The sequence below is a fragment of the Pantoea septica genome, from assembly GCF_002095575.1.
Lineage (GTDB): Bacteria > Pseudomonadota > Gammaproteobacteria > Enterobacterales > Enterobacteriaceae > Pantoea > Pantoea septica.
In genome coordinates, this window is record NZ_MLJJ01000015.1 from 1 (window position 1) to 19,834 (window position 19,834).

General features: G+C 59.1%; 22 protein-coding genes and 2 tRNA genes. 14 read left to right on the forward strand and 10 right to left on the reverse strand.

Annotated elements, in window-relative coordinates; all coding sequences use genetic code 11:
- The first annotated feature begins 375 nt into the window (after nucleotides 1-375).
- On the forward strand, nucleotides 376-600 hold the full coding sequence (locus HA46_RS10060; protein WP_033789419.1) for a DUF2594 family protein: 225 nt from the start codon (nucleotides 376-378) through the stop codon (nucleotides 598-600).
- Between the two features lie 34 nt (nucleotides 601-634).
- Here HA46_RS10060 and HA46_RS10065 read toward each other — a convergent pair whose 3' ends face one another.
- Both HA46_RS10065 and HA46_RS10070 read right to left on the reverse strand, forming a co-directional pair.
- Nucleotides 635-1,246 (reverse strand): acyl-homoserine-lactone synthase, encoded by a 612-nt coding sequence (locus tag HA46_RS10065; protein ID WP_033789573.1) that lies wholly within the window; start codon nucleotides 1,244-1,246, stop codon nucleotides 635-637.
- Nucleotides 1,247-1,368: 122 nt separating this feature from the next.
- Nucleotides 1,369-2,091: an autoinducer binding domain-containing protein gene (locus tag HA46_RS10070; protein WP_084884010.1), complete on the reverse strand. Its 723-nt coding sequence runs from the start codon at nucleotides 2,089-2,091 to the stop codon at nucleotides 1,369-1,371.
- 557 nt (nucleotides 2,092-2,648) lie between these two features.
- On the opposite strand from HA46_RS10070, the gene HA46_RS10075 reads away from it, so the two are divergent.
- Nucleotides 2,649-3,323, forward strand: coding sequence for a DUF4396 domain-containing protein (locus tag HA46_RS10075; protein WP_033789415.1), 675 nt, complete (start codon nucleotides 2,649-2,651; stop codon nucleotides 3,321-3,323).
- Between the two features lies 1 nt (nucleotide 3,324).
- Here the strand turns inward: HA46_RS10075 and HA46_RS10080 are convergent, their stop codons facing one another.
- Entirely contained in the window at nucleotides 3,325-4,023 is a 699-nt protein-coding gene (locus tag HA46_RS10080) for an extensin-like domain-containing protein (RefSeq protein WP_033789413.1), read from the reverse strand.
- A 283-nt stretch (nucleotides 4,024-4,306) separates the two neighbouring features.
- Between HA46_RS10080 and cycA the strand changes: the two genes are divergently transcribed.
- Nucleotides 4,307-5,701, forward strand: coding sequence for a D-serine/D-alanine/glycine transporter (gene cycA / locus HA46_RS10085; protein WP_084884013.1), 1,395 nt, complete (start codon nucleotides 4,307-4,309; stop codon nucleotides 5,699-5,701).
- Nucleotides 5,702-5,814: 113 nt separating this feature from the next.
- On the opposite strand, the gene HA46_RS10090 is transcribed toward cycA, so the two are convergent.
- On the reverse strand, nucleotides 5,815-6,789 hold the full coding sequence (locus HA46_RS10090) for a metal-dependent hydrolase (RefSeq protein ID WP_084884014.1): 975 nt from the start codon (nucleotides 6,787-6,789) through the stop codon (nucleotides 5,815-5,817).
- A gap of 42 nt (nucleotides 6,790-6,831) precedes the next feature.
- On the reverse strand, nucleotides 6,832-7,467 hold the full coding sequence (gene rutR / locus HA46_RS10095; protein WP_033789410.1) for an HTH-type transcriptional regulator RutR: 636 nt from the start codon (nucleotides 7,465-7,467) through the stop codon (nucleotides 6,832-6,834).
- A 306-nt stretch (nucleotides 7,468-7,773) separates the two neighbouring features.
- On the opposite strand from rutR, the gene rutA reads away from it, so the two are divergent.
- Genes rutA through rutG form a run of 6 tightly spaced genes read left to right on the forward strand, consistent with a single transcriptional unit; the run spans nucleotide 7,774 to nucleotide 12,687 of the window.
- The gene (gene rutA, locus HA46_RS10100; protein ID WP_084884110.1) at nucleotides 7,774-8,862 is read left to right on the forward strand and encodes a pyrimidine utilization protein A; all 1,089 of its coding nucleotides are present in this window, start codon (nucleotides 7,774-7,776) and stop codon (nucleotides 8,860-8,862) included.
- Nucleotides 8,862-9,581 (forward strand): pyrimidine utilization protein B, encoded by a 720-nt coding sequence (rutB, locus tag HA46_RS10105; protein ID WP_084884016.1) that lies wholly within the window; start codon nucleotides 8,862-8,864, stop codon nucleotides 9,579-9,581. The genes rutA and rutB overlap by 1 nt, the downstream gene beginning before the upstream one ends.
- Nucleotides 9,582-9,585: 4 nt before the next feature.
- The gene (rutC, locus tag HA46_RS10110) at nucleotides 9,586-9,981 is read left to right on the forward strand and encodes a pyrimidine utilization protein C (RefSeq protein ID WP_033789402.1); all 396 of its coding nucleotides are present in this window, start codon (nucleotides 9,586-9,588) and stop codon (nucleotides 9,979-9,981) included.
- Nucleotides 9,981-10,784, forward strand: coding sequence for a pyrimidine utilization protein D (gene rutD / locus HA46_RS10115; RefSeq protein ID WP_084884019.1), 804 nt, complete (start codon nucleotides 9,981-9,983; stop codon nucleotides 10,782-10,784). The genes rutC and rutD overlap by 1 nt, the downstream gene beginning before the upstream one ends.
- Before the next feature lie 10 nt (nucleotides 10,785-10,794).
- Nucleotides 10,795-11,319 (forward strand): NADH-dependent FMN reductase RutF, encoded by a 525-nt coding sequence (gene rutF, locus HA46_RS10120; RefSeq protein ID WP_084884021.1) that lies wholly within the window; start codon nucleotides 10,795-10,797, stop codon nucleotides 11,317-11,319.
- A gap of 42 nt (nucleotides 11,320-11,361) precedes the next feature.
- Entirely contained in the window at nucleotides 11,362-12,687 is a 1,326-nt protein-coding gene (gene rutG, locus HA46_RS10125; protein ID WP_033789393.1) for a pyrimidine utilization transport protein G, read from the forward strand.
- Here rutG and HA46_RS10130 read toward each other — a convergent pair whose 3' ends face one another.
- Nucleotides 12,688-13,596, reverse strand: coding sequence for a DMT family transporter (locus tag HA46_RS10130; RefSeq protein WP_033789388.1), 909 nt, complete (start codon nucleotides 13,594-13,596; stop codon nucleotides 12,688-12,690).
- Between the two features lie 153 nt (nucleotides 13,597-13,749).
- Between HA46_RS10130 and wrbA the strand changes: the two genes are divergently transcribed.
- From wrbA to HA46_RS10145, 3 genes are read left to right on the forward strand one after another with little or no spacing between them, the layout of a single operon-like run.
- Nucleotides 13,750-14,349, forward strand: a complete 600-nt coding sequence (wrbA, locus tag HA46_RS10135; protein ID WP_033789385.1) for an NAD(P)H:quinone oxidoreductase — start codon at nucleotides 13,750-13,752, stop codon at nucleotides 14,347-14,349.
- 20 nt (nucleotides 14,350-14,369) lie between these two features.
- Nucleotides 14,370-14,600 (forward strand): YccJ family protein, encoded by a 231-nt coding sequence (locus tag HA46_RS10140; RefSeq protein ID WP_033751138.1) that lies wholly within the window; start codon nucleotides 14,370-14,372, stop codon nucleotides 14,598-14,600.
- Between the two features lie 50 nt (nucleotides 14,601-14,650).
- Nucleotides 14,651-16,024, forward strand: coding sequence for an NAD-dependent succinate-semialdehyde dehydrogenase (locus HA46_RS10145; protein ID WP_033789382.1), 1,374 nt, complete (start codon nucleotides 14,651-14,653; stop codon nucleotides 16,022-16,024).
- 56 nt (nucleotides 16,025-16,080) lie between these two features.
- On the opposite strand, the gene agp is transcribed toward HA46_RS10145, so the two are convergent.
- The 3 genes from agp to HA46_RS10160 all read right to left on the reverse strand — a co-directional run bounded on the left by agp (nucleotide 16,081) and on the right by HA46_RS10160 (nucleotide 18,203).
- A complete protein-coding gene (agp, locus tag HA46_RS10150; RefSeq protein ID WP_084884024.1) occupies nucleotides 16,081-17,724 on the reverse strand; it encodes a bifunctional glucose-1-phosphatase/inositol phosphatase in 1,644 nt (547 codons plus the stop codon).
- 236 nt (nucleotides 17,725-17,960) lie between these two features.
- A tRNA-Ser gene (locus tag HA46_RS10155) sits at nucleotides 17,961-18,048 on the reverse strand.
- A gap of 67 nt (nucleotides 18,049-18,115) precedes the next feature.
- A tRNA-Ser gene (locus HA46_RS10160) sits at nucleotides 18,116-18,203 on the reverse strand.
- Between the two features lie 219 nt (nucleotides 18,204-18,422).
- On the opposite strand from HA46_RS10160, the gene yccA reads away from it, so the two are divergent.
- Nucleotides 18,423-19,079 (forward strand): FtsH protease modulator YccA, encoded by a 657-nt coding sequence (yccA, locus tag HA46_RS10165; RefSeq protein WP_033789375.1) that lies wholly within the window; start codon nucleotides 18,423-18,425, stop codon nucleotides 19,077-19,079.
- Between the two features lie 143 nt (nucleotides 19,080-19,222).
- The gene (tusE, locus tag HA46_RS10170) at nucleotides 19,223-19,549 is read left to right on the forward strand and encodes a sulfurtransferase TusE (RefSeq protein WP_033789372.1); all 327 of its coding nucleotides are present in this window, start codon (nucleotides 19,223-19,225) and stop codon (nucleotides 19,547-19,549) included.
- Here tusE and yccX read toward each other — a convergent pair whose 3' ends face one another.
- On the reverse strand, nucleotides 19,550-19,828 hold the full coding sequence (gene yccX, locus HA46_RS10175) for an acylphosphatase (protein WP_084884027.1): 279 nt from the start codon (nucleotides 19,826-19,828) through the stop codon (nucleotides 19,550-19,552).
- Nucleotides 19,829-19,834 lie beyond the last annotated feature (6 nt).

Below are 19,834 nucleotides of genomic sequence, written 5' to 3' on the forward strand. Positions count from 1 at the left end.
CCCGCGCATGATACCTGCTTTTCACCATAATGAACATCAACCGCCCGAATGTTTGGCCGTATTCAATGATTTACATTGCGACTTTCCAGCCAGCCAAATTAATATGGGAACGCATAAAATATGATCATTTTATGTTTTTAATTTTCATTAAATTTCAAATGGTTAAATTATGCATCAAGCCAAATGTCGGTCTGCGGTTAAATGCAGCGCCGGCAAGCTGTGAAAATTATTCACCTGCTGCTTTAAATAATATCCCGTTGATGAATCGGCCGCGCTGACGCTTCGTTTACGCAGGTAAATGGCGGGCTGTGATATACTGATGCACGGCTGTGCGGAACATGCCGGCACGATCGATTAACCCCCAAGGAGAACACGATGAGCGATGAAGAATTTGTTACCTCGCACGACACGCTAAAGCTGGCCGACGAAGTCGCCTGTCTGAAAATGATGGTGACGCTGATTCTGAAAGGAATGGGCCAGGCGGATGCCGGCAAAGTGATTATTAATATGGAACGCTACGTGAAGACTCTGGGTGATAAGCCGCAGGCGGAAGTGTTTAGCAATACCATCAAACAGATTAAAACCGCGTATCGTCAGTGATGCGTTCGCCCCCGCCTGACGCGGGGGCGCGCTGTCAGGTGTGCGACTGCCAGTTGACAGAGACGCCCAGTGACGGCAACACCTCTTCCGGGCTGAAGCGCCGCGTGCCGCGATACTTTTCCGCCAGCGCCGGCTGCGCCACTGGAATGCGAATGGCGAACAGGTTGTCTTCCGACTGAATCAAGCCCGGCGTGAGCGGCTCATAGGCGACCTGGTGATCCTCAAACATCTTCTCCAGCATCGGCGTCGCCGAGCTAATCAAATACTCCATGCCGTTGAGTTCAGCGAGCTGTACTGCGTGCCATAAGAGGTTGAACGGCAGTTCCGCGTCCACTTCCAGCTTCGCCGAGAAGCGCGACATCTCCCACACTTTTTCATGACTGAACGGCACCACCAGCCCTTCGCTCTGGGCGGGTTCATGCCACGGCATCAGCCGCGCGCAGCCGCTAATGCCCTCGCGCGCACTCCATGCCAGTAGCCAGGTGACATCCGAACGATCGAAACGGTCATACTCCTGACCCGGCGTGCTGAGACGCGGCGGAATCGACCAACCTTCTCCACGCGCAAATACGCTATAACGGTAGCTGCCTAACTCGGCCAGCAGAGAGGACGGCATATCCTTTAACTGGGTTTGAATTATCTTCATCATGCGCCCCTGACATCCTCATGTTTGCACTGATTTACGCTACGCCAGCCTGGCAAAGTCCCGGCGCAGGGTAGACAACTGCTTGCGGCAACGTAACTACTAAATTTAGTAGTTGCCTTTTTCTATATCAGACCAATTGCCGCCGCATAACAGGCAATTTGGGTTTTATTGGAAACATTAAATCGCTTTTGCATATTCTTTTGGTGAAAATTTACCGTATGCTGCGAAATGGCTAAAATAAGCGAAATTTCAGCCGAAGTTTTGCCCTCGGCCGTCCATTTCAAAATCTCCAGCTCACGCTGGCTGAAATCATTTTTTAGCACCATTAGCGCATCATCGGAAAAACGCTGGAGCGCACGCAAACTCAGCTCCGCCAGAAAGTGCAGTTTCACTTCCAGCTCGGTGTGCAAATCCTGCGTCTTGCTTGCCAGGCGAGATGCTATAGATAATATACCAATGGCGCGATTTGACGCCATCGCGGAGCAGGAAAATCCGCTGTTTAGCCCATATTCCTGCGCCTCTTTCCACAAATCGCCGGCCCCAGCGAAGATGTCGTCCGTCCACTCCAGCCCTCGTCCCGGCTGCTGGCAAAGCAATAACACCGGATCGACGGCGTAGTAGTTTTTTTCCTCATAGCGTTTCATCCAGGCTTTTGGATAAGTGTGATGCAAAAAAAGGCGCGGTCGGGTAAAAGGCACAGGATGCTGAATCAAAAAGGAATAGCTATCGAACCCTAATGACACTACCTGTGTCTGAATGAGCGTCTTCAATTCTTCAGTTGAAGCGAGGGCCTGAAATTCTTTTTCCGTCTCTCGGCGCCAGACGAAATAATTTTCGTTAGTCATATTGCCTCGGCGTTATCCTCACGCTGACGCGTCTGGTTATTGAGGTTGTACATTCTTAAAAAAATAAATTTATAAGAGAAAAAAGTTTTATTGAGAAAAAAACAGGGATGCCAGTAAAAGCCACGTCACATCCGGTTGTGCGTGTTTTTCTTAAAGCATGATTCCTGCGCTTCTCGAAAGAGAATCCCATTCTCAGCAGTATAGCCGCTGAAAAAACAGAATAAGATTTTTCTTAAACAGATTCAATCCGCAACACAACAATAAATTTCTCATACATTGGCCATCATTCAGCATAGCTATTAAGTGAAATTAGTTTAGACAGGTAATTTATTTGTAAACATAGAGTTAAAGTATTCTAAAGCGAAAATGCCGATAACAGGGGAAATGCTTCTTTTTTTTTGCCGTTTCGCTTAGGCCCAGATCGCTTCTTTGTGTTGCGATTGGGCTAAGCTTAACCATGGACCCCCTTACCTACCCATTACGCGCGGCATGCAGGCTTCTGGCAGCCTTCGGCCGTTTTTACGGATGCGCTTTTACCTTTGCAGGTGGGAAACACTATGTTGAATCAGCTGGCATTACCCTTCCTGGTATTAGGAGCCTGTACCGCTCTGATGATCCTTAAGGATATTTTCCGCCATCCTCATCCTGTCGGGATAATGAACATTATCTGGCCGCTGACCGGACTCTACATGCCGTTCTTTGGCTGGCTGGCCTGGTGGTATCTTGGTCGAAAACCCTCGCGTCAGCTTAAACTTGCGCTATTGGTTCCGCAAAAAATTCATCATTACGCCGGCTGGCAAACCATATTTATTACCACTTCTCTTTCGGCGGCAGCCTGCATTTTTAGCGAACTGATTACGATTCCGATTATCACTCTGCTAAATCACTATCATTTTGCTACGCCGCTCTGGATGCAGGCAATTATCTGCCTGACTATTTCCTTGATTAGCGGTTTGTTTTTACAATTTATGGCGATCAGGCAGCGCGAAGCATTTTCCATCTGGCGCGCCTTGCTGGTCGCCTTTCGCACCGAAACTTTCCCGCTGCTGGTTTATCAGGCAGGTATTTTCCTCTTTATGAGCCTGGCCCTAAAATTTGTGCTTCATCAGCAAATCAATCCGCTGATGGCGGCTTTTTGGTTCATGCTGCAGCTCGCAACGCTGACCGGGTTTATATTTTCCTGGCCCGCCAATCATTTCCTGATTAAACGCGGGCTGAACCCGGCGGTTTAATTCATCGGCAATATCCGGTTCCGCGCATGCCGAAATGAAAATGGCTGGCATGCGCGGCGTTATAATCCGGCCCAAGCACGTTGCCGAAGTTATTACACCCCTCCTGCCAGAGCTGATGCAGCAGAGCCGACTTATTCTCCGGCTGCGTCCAGTTTTTCCCCACCTCTATGCGTTGCCCATCGCCCAGCTGAAAGCCGGTGACGTCCCACGCGTCCGCGGTAGCATGCTCGCTTAAGCGCCCTTCCGTGCGGTGATAGATATTGCGGCAGGCGTAGCTGCCGACATGGTTGATGCGCGCCAGCGACGCGCCGGGCTGCGCCTGCGCCAGGCGCTGCTGGCTGCGCAGAACAAACATGGTGCTGGCGACGGCCATTGGGCAGCTGGCGAGAAAGCTGCTGCTCAGGCTGACCTTGCCGAAACGCTGGATACGCAGCGGGTCAGGCAGCGGACAGGCGCCCGTGACGGCGGGACGCGCGCTAAACGTCACCAGTCCTGCCTGCTGCGCGCGGCGCATTACGTCGAGGCAGGCAGCGGGATCGCCAGCCAGCCGTTTGAGTTTGTAGCGCGTCATCCAGCCGGGCGGATCGGTGACCGCCAGCGGCGTAAAGGGGTTAAACTGGGGCGGCAGATGCTGTTTCAGCCACGGCAGGCTCCACCATCCAACGGCTATCAGCACCAGCAGCAGAATAATCGTGCGCATTCTCCCTCTCGCAGCAGCTTGATTTAGAGAACAAAAGTGTAGAAGCTACGCGCCGGTTTAGCGCCGGAAATGACGCTTTTCGCTTAAAACAGCCGCGTTGCGCCGCAAGTTTGTGCCGCGTAAAGATTTTCTGACATGTTAATAAGACGTAAAGGTCGCATTTGTACAAAAAAATTAGCGGGCTTTTGCCTTATTCCTCTATCTTATGCCCACTTGCCTCCAGGCAAGCGATCGCAAACAGCCAGCAGAGCTGACACAACATCCAGACAGGAATAACGATTTTATGGTTGATCAAATAAAAGAAGCCGTTGCTGAACAGGAGAATCCTGACAAGCTGCGGCGCAATCTGCATAACCGTCATATTCAGCTTATCGCCATTGGCGGCGCCATCGGCACCGGGCTGTTTATGGGCTCCGGCAAAACCATCAGTCTGGCGGGTCCGTCGATCATTTTCGTTTACATGATCATCGGCTTTATGCTCTTTTTTGTCATGCGCGCGATGGGCGAGCTGCTGCTCTCTAATCTGGAATACAAATCGTTCAGCGATTTCGCCGCCGATCTGCTCGGCCCCTGGGCGGGCTACTTTACCGGCTGGACCTACTGGTTCTGCTGGGTGGTGACCGGCATTGCCGACGTGGTGGCAATATCCGCCTATTTCCAGCTCTGGTTTCCCGGCTTTTCCGTATGGATGAGCGCCCTGCTGTGTGTCTTCGTCTTCCTTGCGCTAAATATCGCCACGGTGAAAATGTTCGGCGAGATGGAGTTCTGGTTCGCCATCATTAAGATCGTCGCCATCGTGGCGCTGATTATCACCGGCATCGTGCTGGTGACTCTGCACTATCCGTCGCCAGGCGGCGGCACCGCGTCGCTGAGCAATATCTGGGATCACGGCGGCCTGTTCCCGAAAGGGCTGAGCGGCTTTTTCGCCGGTTTCCAGATTGCGGTGTTCGCCTTTGTCGGCATTGAGCTGGTCGGCACGGCGGCGGCGGAAACGCACGATCCCCACAAGGTGCTGCCGCGCGCGATTAACGCCATTCCGCTGCGCGTCATTATGTTCTACGTGCTGGCGCTGATGGTGATCATGGCGGTCACCCCCTGGACGCAGGTGCTGGCGGATCGCAGCCCCTTTGTTGAGATGTTCGTACTGATTGGCCTGCCGGCTGCAGCCAGCATCGTGAACTTTGTGGTGCTGACCTCAGCGGCCTCTTCCGCCAACAGCGGCATCTTTTCCACCAGCCGTATGCTCTACGGCCTGTCGCAGCAGGGCGTGGCGCACCGCGCCTTTGGTCGACTCTCCGCGCGTGCGGTGCCGACTGCCGGTCTCTTTTTCTCCTGCCTCTGCCTGCTTGCAGGCGTCGCGCTGATTTATCTGATTCCAGACGTGATGACAGTATTCACCATGGTGACCACAGTGTCGGCGATCCTGTTTATGTTCGTCTGGACCATAATCCTGTGCAGCTATCTGGCCTACCGCAAGAAATATCCGGAGCGCCATGCGGCGTCGGGCTTTAAGATGCCGCTGGGCAAGTTCATGTGCTGGGTGGTGATGGCGTTCTTCGCCTTCGTGCTGGTGCTGCTGACGCTGCAGGAGGATACCCGTCAGGCGCTGATGGTCACGCCGCTGTGGTTTGTCATGCTGACCATGGGCTGGCTGCTGCGCCGTCGCGCTGCCCGTTAATCGCTTTTACCCTGGCGCCAAACCGCGATAAAGACGCCGGCAGCGTTTTTGAACAACGCAACGCGTTGGCCCGGCGACGGGCGCACCTCAGGGACGAGGTGCGTAATTCGCTTTTACAAACGCTCCCCAATCTTTTTAAAACTCTGCCCCAGCGAAGGACGCGCGGAAGGCAGCCGTTCAGGATGCGCAGCAGGCGACTGCGGCGTGCCCAGCCCGAAGGTAAAGGTATAATTCCCCTCTTCCCCCATGCGTAAATCGGCAATGAGCGTTTGCCCATCCTGCTCGCGCAGCGCATAGAAGCCGTGGCTGAACCAGGCGACGCGCTCCGCATACCAGCTGCCCTGCAGCGGCGCGAACAGCGCCGTGTGTCGTGACTGCCAGCGGATCTGTAGCGGCCGCGTCGGGGACAGCAGCGACCACCAGGCTTCGCCATAGCGATCGCCGTCGATAATCACCGCGCGCCACACCAGCGTATTGAACGCGGTTGGCGTCACCAGCACCTTCTCGTCGGATACCTCCTGCTGCGCCAGCGAATGCCCGATCTGCCAGCCGGCCACGCCCTGAATCGCCACGCTCCAGGCGAGATAGAGCGTGCTCAGGGTTAATCCGGCGCGATTCCAGCGCAGACCGCTGGCGCCGCCGCGCCGCAGCGCTACCGCGAGGCAGATCAGCAGCGGCAGCGTATAGAGCGGATCGACGATATAGATGCTGCCGACGGCGAAGGGGTGATCGGTGAGCGGCAGGCCAAGCTGCGTGCCGTATACCGTCATCAGATCCAGCAGCGGATGGGTAATCAGCGCCAGCCAGATCGCCAGCCACCACTGCTGCCAGCTTACTCCGCGCCGGAAAAGGCCCGCGATAAGCCAGGCGAGCAGCGGCGAGGCGAGCGTGAGCCACAGCAGCGCATGGCTCTCGGTGCGGTGCAGCGTCATATTGCGGATGGCGTCGCCGTGATCGATAAACACATCGAGATCGGGCAGCGTGCCGCAGACGGCGCCCACCGCCGCCGCCTGCCAGAGCGGCGCCCGGCGACCCATCGCCGCGACGCTGACCGACGCGCCCAGCAGCAGTTGCGAAACAGAATCCATCGATAACTCCGTGGCAGAGCGGCGGTGCCAGCCGCCAGGCAATTAGCGCACGCGGATCCCTTCGATGATCATGCGCTGCACGTTTTCTACCGTTTCATCAAAAAAGTGGGGATCGCTCAGGGTCTGACCGGTAATCGCCTCGACCTGGCTGGCGAAATCCGCATAGTGCTGCGTCGCCGCCCACAGCATAAAAAAGAGATGCTGAGGCTGTACGCCCGCCAGCCGCCCCTCCTTGATCCAGCGCTCAACGATCGCCGCCTTATCGTCCACCAGCTGTTTGAGATCGCCTGCCAGCTCCCCTTTTAGCAGCGGCGCGCCCTGCAGCATCTCAAGACAGAAGAGTCGCGACGCCTGCGGATGATCGCGCGACACCTCAAGCTTAAGGCGGATATAGCGCCGGATGGCGCTAAGCGGGTCCATGTCGTGCTGCAGCGCGCGCAGCGGCGCCAGCCAGACGTCGAGGATCTCTTTCAGCACCGCGACATAGAGCGTTTCTTTCGAAGGATAATAGTAGAGCAGATTGGTTTTCGAGACGTCGGCGCGCTCGGCGACCTGATCCAGACGCGTGCCGTGAATACCAAACTGAGAGAAAAGCGCCAGCGCAGCCTCCAGAATGGCGGCGCGCTTCGCCGCAGTCGCGCGCGAACGTCGCGTCGGTTTTTTTTCATCGGTTTTCACAGCGTTACCTCATTCCTTAAGCGTACTGGCATCATAGCAAAGCCGCTCTGCCCTGCCCAACCCGGACGCTGCACCTTTTTTGTTCAGCTTGCCTGCAAAACGTGCAGAGATTTTTGACCATATGGTCCATAACGGACCAGCCGTTCCACCTTTCTTGACCCCGACGCATTTAACCATTTGTTAATTATAATCTTTTATTTTGTGGCACAACCTTTGCAAATTTGTCAGCAAGCGCCGCTATCAGGGATGAAGCAGGATGCCGCGCAGCGCACCACATCATTTATCACCTGGCAAAGAGGGTTTGACATGAAGATTGGCGTTTTCATTCCGATTGGTAACAACGGCTGGCTGATTTCTACCCACGCTCCGCAGTACAAACCGACGTTCGAACTGAACAAGGCGATCGTACAAAAGGCAGAGCGCTACCACTTCGACTTTGCGCTTTCGATGATCAAGCTGCGCGGCTTCGGCGGTAAAACCGAGTTCTGGGATCACAATCTTGAATCTTTCACCCTGATGGCAGGCCTGGCCGCCGTGACCTCGCGTATAGAGATCTACGCCACCGCCGCCACGCTAACGCTGCCGCCTGCCATCGTGGCGCGCATGGCGTCGACCATCGACTCCATCTCCGGCGGCCGCTTCGGCGTCAATCTGGTGACCGGCTGGCAGAAGCCGGAGTATGAGCAGATGGGCGTCTGGCCGGGCGATGACTACTTTAGCCGCCGCTACGACTACCTGACGGAGTACGTTACCGTGCTGCGCGATCTCTGGGGCAGCGGCCAGTCCGATTTCAAAGGCGAATTTTTCACCATGAACGACTGCCGGGTCAGCCCACAGCCGCAGAAGCCGATGAAAGTCATCTGCGCCGGTCAGAGCGACGCAGGCATGGCCTTTTCCGCGCAGAATGCCGACTACAACTTCTGCTTCGGCAAAGGGGTCAACACGCCGGCCGCCTTCGCCCCGACCGCCGCGCGCATGAAGCAGGCGGCGGACAAGGCGGGTCGCGACGTCGGCTCCTATGTGCTGTTTATGATTATCGCCGCCGACAGCGACGAGGCGGCGCGCGCCAGGTGGGAACACTATAAAGCAGGCGCCGACGAAGAAGCGCTCGCCTGGCTGACCACGCAGAGCCAGCAGGATAAGCGTTCCGGCAGCGACACCAACGTGCGCCAGATGGCCGACCCCACTTCCGCAGTCAATATCAATATGGGCACGCTGGTCGGCTCTTACGCTAACGTCGCGCGCATGCTGGATGAGGTGGCTCAGGTTGAAGGCGCCGAAGGCGTGCTGCTTACCTTCGACGACTTCCTGCAGGGCATTGAAGATTTCGGCCAGCATATCCAGCCGCTGATGCAGTGTCGCAGCGAGATCAATGACAACAGAGAGGTGGCCTGATGAGTACCGTTTACTGCGCCCATACTTCCACGCTGCCGCAGGTTGAGCTGCCTGCGCGCCCGGAAGCGATCGCTTTTCCGCCTACGCAAAGCGCGCTGATCGTAGTCGATATGCAAAACGCCTACGCCACGCCCGGCGGCTACCTCGACCTGGCCGGCTTCGACGTCTCCTCCACGACGCCGGTGATAGAGAAGATTGCGCAGGCGGTCGCCGCCGCGCGCGCGGCGGGCGTGCAAATCGTTTGGTTCCAGAACGGCTGGGATAACCAGTATGTCGAGGCGGGCGACGCCGGTTCGCCGAATTTTCATAAGTCCAACGCCCTGAAAACCATGCGCAAGCGTCCTGAGCTGCAGGGCTCGCTGCTGGCGAAAGGCGGCTGGGATTATCAGCTGGTGGACGCGCTGCAGCCGCAGCCAGATGATATCGTGCTGCCGAAACCGCGCTACAGCGGCTTTTTCAACACGCCGCTCGACAGCATGCTGCGCAGCCGCGGCATTCGCCATCTGATCTTTACCGGCATCGCCACCAACGTCTGCGTGGAATCGACGCTGCGCGACGGCTTTTTCCTCGAATATTTCGGTGTGGTGCTGGAAGACGCCACTTACCAGGCGGGCCCGCCCTTCGCCCAGCAGGCGGCGATTTTCAATATCGAAACTTTTTTCGGCTGGGTCTCCAGCGTCGACGCCTTCTGCGAAAGCCTGCAAGGACATAAGGAGTAACGTCATGCCGAAGTCTGTGATTATTCCCCCGGGCACCGCCACGCCTATCGCCCCCTTCGTGCCGGGTACGCTGGCCGACGGCGTGGTCTATGTCTCCGGCACCCTGCCGTTCGACAAAGAGAATAACGTGGTGCATATCGGCGACGCTGCCGCGCAGACGCGCCACGTGCTGGAAACCATTAAAACCGTGATTGAAACCGCGGGCGGCACGCTCGACGACGTAACGTTCAACTCGATTTTTCTTACCGACTGGCAAAATTACGCCGCCATCAATCAGGTTTATGCCGAGTATTTTGCCGGCGATAAGCCGGCTCGCTTCTGCATTCAGTGCGGCCTGGTGAAGCCCGACGCGCTGGTGGAGATCGCCAGCGTGGCGCATATCGGCAAGCGGGAGGCGTAATGCATCTGGAGATACTGGGACGGCAGGATCCCGCAGCGCCGACGCTGGTGTTGGCTTCCGGCCTCGGCGGCGTAGCAGGCTTCTGGCAGCCGCAGCTGGCGGCGCTGAGCGCGCGCTATCGCGTGGTGGTTTACGACCAGCGCGGCACCGGCCGTAGCGCGCAGTCGCTGCCCGCCGACTATTCGATGGCGATGATGGCGGCCGAACTGGCCGAGGCGCTGGCGCAGCACGGCATTACGCGCTTCGGCGTCATCGGCCACGCCCTCGGCGGCCTCGTCGGGCTGCAGCTGGCGCTCGATTACCCCGAACGCGTCGAGCGCGTGGCGGTCATCAACGGCTGGCTGCGGCTGCATCCCCATACGCGACGCTGCTTTCAGGTGCGGCAGGATCTGTTGCTCAAGGCGGGCGTCGAGGCCTTCGTGCGCGCGCAGCCGCTGTTCCTCTATCCGGCAGAGTGGATGGCGCAGCATCAGACGCGTCTCGCCGAAGAAGAGGCGGCGCATCTCGCCCATTTTCAGGGGCGCGACAACCTGCTGCTGCGCCTGAACGCCCTGATGCGCGCCGACTTTACGCCGCTGGCCGCGCGCATTCAGCAGCCGGTGCTGGCGATCTGCAGCCAGGACGACATGCTGGTGCCCTGGAGCTGCAACGGGGAGTTGGCGGCCGCGCTGCCCAACGCGCAGCAGATCGCGATGTCCTGGGGCGGACATGCCATGAGCGTCACCGACGCCGACGGATTCAATTCGCTGCTGCTGCAGTGGCTTAACAGGAGCGAAGCCGCGCCGCAGCGCGCGGCGAGCTAAGGAGATAACGATGAGCACCCTTACCCTTACGCCTGAGACCGCGCTGGTCGAGAAGCAGGCCTTTCGTGACGGCATGGCGCGCCTTGGCGCCGCCGTTAATATCATCACCACCGACGGCCCGGCGGGCCGCGCGGGTTTTACCGCCTCCGCGGTGTGCAGCGTCACCGATACGCCGCCGACGCTGCTGGTCTGCCTGAACCGCTCAGCCTCGGTATGGTCGGTGTTCGAGGCCAACCGCCAGCTTTGCGTCAATACCCTGGCGGCCGGTCAGGAGGCGCTCTCTGCTCTCTTCGGCGGCAAGACGCCGATGGAAGCGCGCTTTCAGGCGGCGCAGTGGCGCACGGCGGCGACAGGTTCGCCCGTGCTCGAAGGGGCGCTGGTCTCGTTCGACTGCCGCATCAGCGACATTACGCAGGTCGGCACCCACGACGTGCTGTTTTGCGAAGTGCTGGCGCTAACGTTTAGCAATGAAATGCACGGGCTGGCCTGGTTCGATCGCGGCTATCTACCGCTGCAGCGGCAGGACGCCCGCTAATCCGCCCCGCGCGGCCTGATACCCCTCTTTCTGGAGATAACGATGGCGAGTTCCTGGTTTCCTCAATGGCGTAAAAAGTCGGCGGTATCGGACGGCGGGCTTATCGCCCCGGATGAGACGCTGCCGTTTGGACAAACGGCGATCCTCGGCCTGCAGCATGCGGTGGCGATGTTTGGCGCCACCGTCCTGATGCCGCTGCTGATGGGGCTGGATCCCAATCTGGCGATTCTGGTGTCAGGCATCGGCACCCTGCTCTTTTTTGTTATCACCGGCGGACGCGTGCCGAGCTATCTTGGCTCCAGCGCGGCCTTTGTCGGCGTGGTCATCGCCGTAACCGGCTTCAACGGTCAGGGGCTGAACCCGCATCTCAGCGTCGCCCTCGGCGGAGTAATCGCCTGCGGCGCGCTCTATATGCTCATCGGTCTGCTGGTGATGAAAGTCGGCACGCGCTGGATCGAACGTCTGATGCCGCCGGTGGTTACCGGCGCCGTGGTCATGGCGATTGGGCTTAACCTCGCGCCCATTGCGGTGCACAGCGTCGCGGCCTCTGGCTTCGACAGCTGGATGGCGGTAATGACCGTGCTCGCCATCGGGCTGGTGGCGGTCTTTACCTCCGGGATGGTGCAGCGCCTGCTGATTCTGGTGGGGCTGATCGTCGCCTGGGCGATTTACGCGCTGCTGACCAACGTGCTGGGCTTCGGCAAACCGGTCGACTTCAGCGGCGTGGCGCAGGCCGCGTGGTTCGGCATGCCGCAAACCACCGCACCCAGCTTCGATCTTCAGGCGATGGTGATGATCGCGCCGGTGGCGATTATTCTGGTGGCGGAAAACCTCGGCCATCTCAAGGCGGTGGCGGGCATGACCGGCCGCAATCTCGATCCCTGGATGGGACGCGCCTTTGTCGGCGACGGCCTGGCGACCATGATCTCCGGCTCGATCGGCGGCAGCGGCGTGACCACCTACGCGGAGAATATCGGCGTGATGGCGGTCACCAAAGTCTACTCCACGCTCGCCTTCGTGGCGGCGGCGGTCATTGCGCTGATCCTCGGCTTTTCGCCGAAATTCGGCGCGCTGATCCATGCGATTCCCGCGCCGGTTATCGGCGGCGCCTCGATTGTGGTCTTCGGCTTGATCGCGGTCGCGGGCGCGCGCATCTGGGTGCAGAACCATGTCGACTTCAGCCAGAACAACAATCTGATTATGGTCGCCACCACGCTGGTGCTGGGCGCGGGCGATTTTTCTCTGAAGATCGGCGGCTTTACTCTGGGCGGCATAGGCACCGCCACTTTCGGCGCGATTCTGCTTAACGCGATTCTGCGGCGACGCGGCGCGGCGCTGGCGGAGCGTCCGGCGCGCCAGCAGGGATAACTATTCGCGCGGCGCCTCTGGCGCCGCTTTTTTTCGCCTGAGCTTCAGCTCGCTGACGATGACGCCGCAGACGATCAGCGCGCCGCCGAGAATGGCCGCCGCAGGAAGCCGCTCTCCGGCAAGACGCCCTACTACGCCCGCCCAGACCGGCTCGCCCGCGTAAATGACCGTGGCGCGCGTCGGTGAAACGCTGCGCTGCGCCCAGTTCATGGTGACCTGAATCAGCGCACTGGCCGCGCCGAGACCCAGCGCGCTCAGCAGCAGCGTCGGGCTGAGCGCCGGTATCGACTCGCCGTTCGGCGCCATCAGGGCGAAGGCGCACAGCGAGGCGACCGCCAGCTGAATCAGCGTCACGCGGCGCACGTCTACCTGGCCGGCGAAACGGCTAATCAGGATGATCTCGGCGGCGATGGCAAGCGTGCTGAGCAAGGTGGCGATTTCGCCCTGGTTAAGGCTGATGCGGCCATCCTGCGGCCCGGCCACCAGCAGCAGGCCGAGAAAAGCGAGCAGGATGCCGCACCACGCCATCACGCCCGGCGGCCGCCGCAGAAACAACCACTGCAGCAGCGGCACCACTGGCACGTAGAGCGCGGTGAGAAAGGCGGACTGACTGCTGGAGATGGTCTGCATGCCCCAGGTTTGCAGGCCATAGCCGCCGGCGATCGACAGGCCGATCAGCGCGCCTGCGATCAGCTCCTGCCGCGTGGTGTCCGCCAGCGCGCGACGAAAGACGCAGGCGAGGATCAGCGCGGCGGTGGCGAAGCGCAAGCCGACAAAAAAGAAAGGGCCTGACCAGGCCATGGCGCGATGCACCACCAGGAAGGTGCCGCCCCAGATCATGGTAATGAAAATCAGCACCAGCTCTTCGCGCGAAACGCGCAGTGCCAGGGTGCGGGAAACGTCCGACATATCTCACCTTCAGCGATTTAACGGGCGCCATTGTGCGCAGGTCGCGACCTGAATGCAATGCATCAGAAAAACCGCAAATTTTGCGATCTCGCCGCAGGGCCAAAAAGCTCTTCTATACTTCTGCTTAGGTTTTCACATGCTGAGGAGCGCGCAATGGCCAGAATTTTGGTGCTTTATTACTCAATGTACGGACATATCGAAACCATGGCGAATGCGGTAGCGGAAGGCGCGCGCCGCGTTCCGGGTGTCGAAGTCGACATCCGGCGCGTGCCGGAAACCATGGACGCCGAGCGTTTCGCCCAGGTGGGCGGAAAAACCGACCAGGCGGCCCCGGAAGCAACGCCGGACATATTGCCGCAGTACGACGCTATCCTGATCGGCACGCCGACGCGCTTCGGCAATATGTCCGGCCAGATGCGCACCTTCTGGGACCGCACCGGCGGCCTGTGGGCCTCTGGCGCCCTGCACGGCAAGGTCGGCAGCGTCTTTACCTCGACCGGTACCGGTGGCGGCCAAGAGCTGACCATCACCTCGGTCTGGACCACCTTAGCGCACCACGGCATGGTGATCGTGCCGATTGGTTACGGAACGCAAGAGCTGTTCGATATCTCGCAAACGCGCGGCGGCACGCCTTACGGTGCCACTACGCTGGCGGGAGGCGACGGCTCACGTCAGCCCACGGAAGCGGAACTGAATATCGCTCGCTATCAGGGCGAACATGTTGCCGGTCTGACGGTAAAACTCAAAGGGTAAGTTTCATTAAGGAGAAAAGTATGTCGAACGACCAAGCGAAAGCACACCACGTTGGCGAATGGGCCACGCTGCGCCACACCTCGCCGGAAATCGCCGAGGCTATCTTCGAAGTGGCCAACTATGACGAAAAGCTGGCGGAGGAGATCTGGCGTCAGCAGGGTAACGATGAAGTGCTGTTTCGCGCCTTTGACAAAACGGAAGCCGATGTGCTGACGTGGGACGATACGCCGGTAGAGCGCAAAAATATCTGATTGCGAGGCGGGATTTCCCGCCTCACTTTTTTACTGACCAAGGAGAATCTATGTCTTCCTATCAGAGCATTAACCCCGCCAATAATCAGCTGCTGAAAAGCTGGCCTTCTCACGACGCCGCTGCGGTAAGCCAGGCGCTGGAAACCGCCGATCGCCTGTTCCACTCGTCGTGGAGCAAAGGCGACATCGCGCCGCGTCTGCAGGTGCTCGCCAGGCTGGCTGATTTGATTGAAAGCCGGGTTGACGAACTGGCCGCCATTGCCAGCAAGGAGATGGGCAAGCTGATTGGTCAGAGCCGTGGAGAAGTGAAAATTTGCGCGCAGATCGCGCGCTACTATGCCGACCATGCGGCAGAGATCCTGAAACCGCAGCCCTACCCCAGCGAACTGGGCGAGGCCTGGGTCGAGTATCATCCCATCGGGGTACTGGTCGCCGTCGAGCCGTGGAACTTCCCTTATTATCAGCTGATGCGCGTGCTGGCGCCTAACCTGGCGCTGGGCAATCCGGTGCTGGCGAAACATGCCAATATCGTGCCGCACTGCGCCGACGTGTTTGCAAAGCTGGTCATCGAAGCGGGCGCGCCGGAAGGCGCCTGGACTAACCTGTTTATCAGCAGCGACCAGGTCGCCGAGCTCATTGCCGACGATCGCGTACAGGGCGTCGCCCTGACCGGCTCAGAACGCGCCGGCAGCGCGGTGGCGCAGCAGGCGGGCAAATACCTGAAGAAGTCGACGCTGGAGCTGGGCGGCAACGACGTGTTTGTGGTGCTCGACGACGCCGATATCGACGAAGCAGTGCGTCAGGGCGCGCAGGCGCGGCTTAGCAACTGCGGTCAGGTCTGTACCGCCGCCAAGCGCTTTATTCTGCACGAAAAGATCGCCAGCGCCTTTATCGATAAGTTCAGCGCGGCGCTGAAGGCGGCTCGCCTCGGCGATCCGCTCGATGAGCAGACCACGCTGGGGCCGCTCTCTTCCAAAGATGCGCGCGATCGCCTTGCGAAGCAGGTCGACGAAGCGGTGCAAAACGGCGCGACGCTGCTGATCGGCGGCAAGCCGGTTGAGGGCGTCGGCTGCTACTTCCAGCCGACGATCCTGACCGATATCCGCCCGGATAATCCTGCCTACTATGAGGAGTTTTTCGGACCGGTGGCGCAGATTTACGTGGTTGGCGATGACAACGCCGCTGTCGCGCTGGCGAATGACTCCCATTACGGCCTGGGTGGCTCGGTCTGGACGCAAGACATCGCGCGCGGGCGCCGACTCGCCTCGGCGATAGAGACCGGCATGGTGTTTATCAACTCACAGAGCGATACCTCAGCCGAGCTGCCGTTCGGCGGCGTGAAGCGCTCCGGCTATGGCCGCGAGCTGTCGGACCTGGGTATCAAAGAGTTCGCCAACCAGAAACTGGTGGTGGTTGCCGGCTAGTCCGCCCCGCCCATAAAAAAACCCCGCTGAAGCGGGGTTTTTCACTGGTGCTGGTTTTACTGGGTGACGGTCTGTTTCGCATCGCTGTTCTGCGCGGATTCCACAGGCTTCTGCGCTGGCGCGTCGGCAGCTTTACCCGCGTCGGCTTTGTCTGCCGCCGCTTTATCAGCGGCGGCCTTCTCAGCCGCTGCCTTTTGCGCCGCGGCGCGCTCTGCCTTCGCTTTCTCCTCAGCCGCTTTCGCCTTCTCTTCTGCGGCTTTCGCTTCAGCAGCTTTCTGCGCGGCGGCTTTTTCCGCTGCCGCTTTGTCCGCAGCCGCTTTATCTACGGCGGCTTTATCGGCAGCCGCTTTATCCGCGGCGGCCTTGCTGGCGGCCGGTTTATTTTCCGCCGGCTTAGCGGCGTCCTCAGCGGCTGCCGCGGTCGGCTGCGGCTGCGCGGCCGGTTCCATCGGCGTGCCCTGCAGCGCGCCGTTCAGCGCCTGAGCGAACTGATCCCAGCTGCAGTAGCCGTTGCCGTCGGTCGGGCAGCCTTCCAGCTGCAGCGTCACGCGCTTCGGCGGATTCTTCAGGCTCAGCACTTCGCCGTCGCGCAGCTGATCGGCGGTCTGGTAGACATATTCCAGCTTCAGCAGATCTTTATTGTTTTTCGCATCGTGCCAGCGTTCGAACACCAGCTGGCCACCGATGGGCGTATTTTCCCAGGTGCCCGGCAGCTCGTAAGGCTTAACCTGCAGCGCGCTCAGCAGCGAGGCGATATTGGAGTCGTGTCCGACCATCAGAGTGATTTTCGGCGCGTTGGCTTTGTCCTCATCCACTAGCTGGCTGCGGATATAGTCCACCAGCGGCGCGGCGACTTCACGTGCGATATCCGGGCTGGTGAAAAGCGCGTCCTGATAGCCGTTTTTGATCGCCGACAGGGTTTTCCACTGCTCAGGCGTTTTGATCTGGCCCCAGGCGACCTGCTCAAGCGGGAAGCCTTCGTAGTATTGCAGCGTGAAGGCGTCCATCAGCGAGTTGCCGACCTTCAGCGGGCCGCTGACGTTCGGCTCTTTGCCATTTTCGGCGCTGAAAACGTTGTCGCCGCTGCTTAAATCGCACTGTTTCTTGTTATTACAGGCCGGTGCGGATTTATAATCGACGATCTTATCCAGCTGCTGCAGCGCAGGCTTCAGCGCCAGCTTTTCGTTTTCCGCCGTCATCGCCGCCAGCGCTTTCTTATTAAAGGCCTCGCTGTCGTCGGTGATCACCGGGTTGAACACCGGATCCATGGTGCCCATGGCGTCCTGATGGGTGACGGCGATATCGCAGCCAGGGAACGCGCCGTTAACGAAGAACTGAGCCGTCGCGACGGTGCGCTGCAGGCTGTTGGCGTAGACAAAGACGTTGCTGCTGTCAGGACAGCTGCCGTTCTGCACCAGGCCCTGCTGCGCCAGCCACTGACGCGTGTAGTTGCCCATGTAGACTTCCAGCACGCCGCCTTTAGTGGTGAGCTGTCCACCTGGCACGCTCCACTGCGGCCAGCTTTTCTTCGTCGACTGTTCCAGCACGCTGCCGTTATCGGCCAGCGGCGCGCGCAGGTTGTGGCGGCTAAACATCAGTACCTGTTGCAGCTGCATGTCGCCTTCAGCCGCCTGGGCCGCCATGCCGATCGGCAGCGCGGCGAGCACCGACAGTGCGCAAAGACTCAGTTTCTTGATCATTGTGCCTATTCCATTTATTCAGTAGAGAAACACTCTGGCTATCAACCGATTAGCTCTGATCAGAGCATAGTGGCCCACAGTGTAACCTAAGCTGGCCGCGAAATGCGCCCGATGTTTGCAAAAACGTGAATGGACTATAGCAGAGCAGGCCGAAAGCAGCCTGTGAAGAGCAGCGCGAGGAGAGGCCGAAAGGCAGAAATGCAACAGGCCAGCACATTGTGCTGGCCTGTCTGGTGTGGCGGAGGAAGAGAGATTCGAACTCTCGGATGGTTTCCCATCGGCGGTTTTCAAGACCGCTGCCTTAAGCCGCTCGGCCATCCCTCCGGGGTGATGCTTTTCACATCGGCAAAACGACATTGCCGCATTGCCTCTTCCTGACTGAGCAGGAAAGTGGCGGAGGAGGAGAGATTCGAACTCTCGGATGGTTTCCCATCGGCGGTTTTCAAGACCGCTGCCTTAAGCCGCTCGGCCACCCCTCCGCAATGAGGCGCACTATAAACATCCCCCCGAAGGATGTAAAGCCTGTACGAATTCATTCGCCTGAAAAACAGACAAAATGGCGTTATTCGTTGGCAAAATCGCCATTCCGCTCAGAGAAACAGCGATTTATCGCGTAAAGAAGGGTAAAACGCCTTTCCCGTTTTGCCCCCGCTGCGTATTCTCCTCGCAAACCTCGTGTTCTGATAAAGGAGCGCATTATGGACAGAATTATTACCTCGTCTTCACGGACATCGCTGCTCAGCACCCATAAGGTGCTGCGCAATACCTATTTCCTGCTCGGCCTGACGCTGGCGTTTTCCGCCGTGACCGCCACCGCGAGCACCGTGCTGGGCCTGCCTGGTCCGGGACTGATTTTAATGCTGGTCGGTTTCTACGGCCTGATGTTCCTTACCCATAAGCTGGCTAACAGCCCGATGGGCATCCTGGCGGCCTTCGCCTTCACCGGCTTTCTCGGCTACTGCCTTGGCCCAATCCTCAGCTCGTTTTTAGCCGCAGGCATGGCTGACGTGATTGCGCTGGCGTTAGGCGGCACGGCGCTGGTCTTCTTCTGCTGCTCGGCCTATGTGCTGACCACCCGCCGCGATATGTCCTTCCTCGGCGGCATGATGATGGCGGGCTTCGTGGTATTGCTGGTGGCGGTCGTCGCTAATCTGTTCCTGCAGCTACCCGCGCTGCACCTGGCGATCAGCGCGCTGTTTATTCTCTTTTCCGCCGGTGCCATCCTGTGGGAAACCAGCAATATTATTCACGGTGGCGAAACCAACTATATTCGCGCCACCGTCAGCCTCTACGTCTCGCTTTACAATATCTTTATCAGCCTGCTGAGCATTCTGGGCTTCGCCCGCAACGACTAGCCGCTTCGCATGCAGGTAGCCCCTGCCACGAAGCGCAAAGCGTTCCGCGACAGCTCCTCCCTGACCCCGCTTCGGCGGGGTTTTGCTTTTTCTGACGGCGCAATTTGGTAGAATGCCGCCGGATACCGCAGTCAGGAGCAAACGTGGAATTTAACGGTAAGAGCATCGAGGTCGATGGCGAAGGCTATTTGAAACATCGCGACGACTGGAGCGAGGCGCTCGCAGAGCAGATCGCCGATAAAGAAGGCATCGCCATGAGCGACGCCCACTGGGAAGTGGTGCGCTTCGTGCGCGCCTTCTATCTGGAATACAACACTTCGCCCGCCATTCGTATGCTGGTTAAGGCGATGGCGCAAAAGTACGGCGAAGAGAAAGGCAACAGCCGTTACTTATTCCGTCTGTTCCCGGATGGCCCGGCGAAGCAGGCGACGAAAATCGCCGGCCTGCCTAAACCGGCGAAGTGTCTCTGATCAGCCGGTGGCGAAACGGCGCGGCGGCTCGGCGGGTTGATGCGGCTCCATTAGCACCTTGTCCACGCGCGCGCTACGCGGCCCGCCCGCCTTCAGCCAGGCGATAAGCGCGTCGACCTTGTCTGGCTCGCCCCAGGCCAGCACCTCGACGCTGCCGTCATCCAGATTCCGCGCGTAACCCAGCACGCCAAGCTGCGACGCCTGCGCCTGGGTACTGTAGCGGAACCCCACGCCCTGCACTTTACCGTGCACCCATATTTTATAACAGGCTGATGCCATCACTCT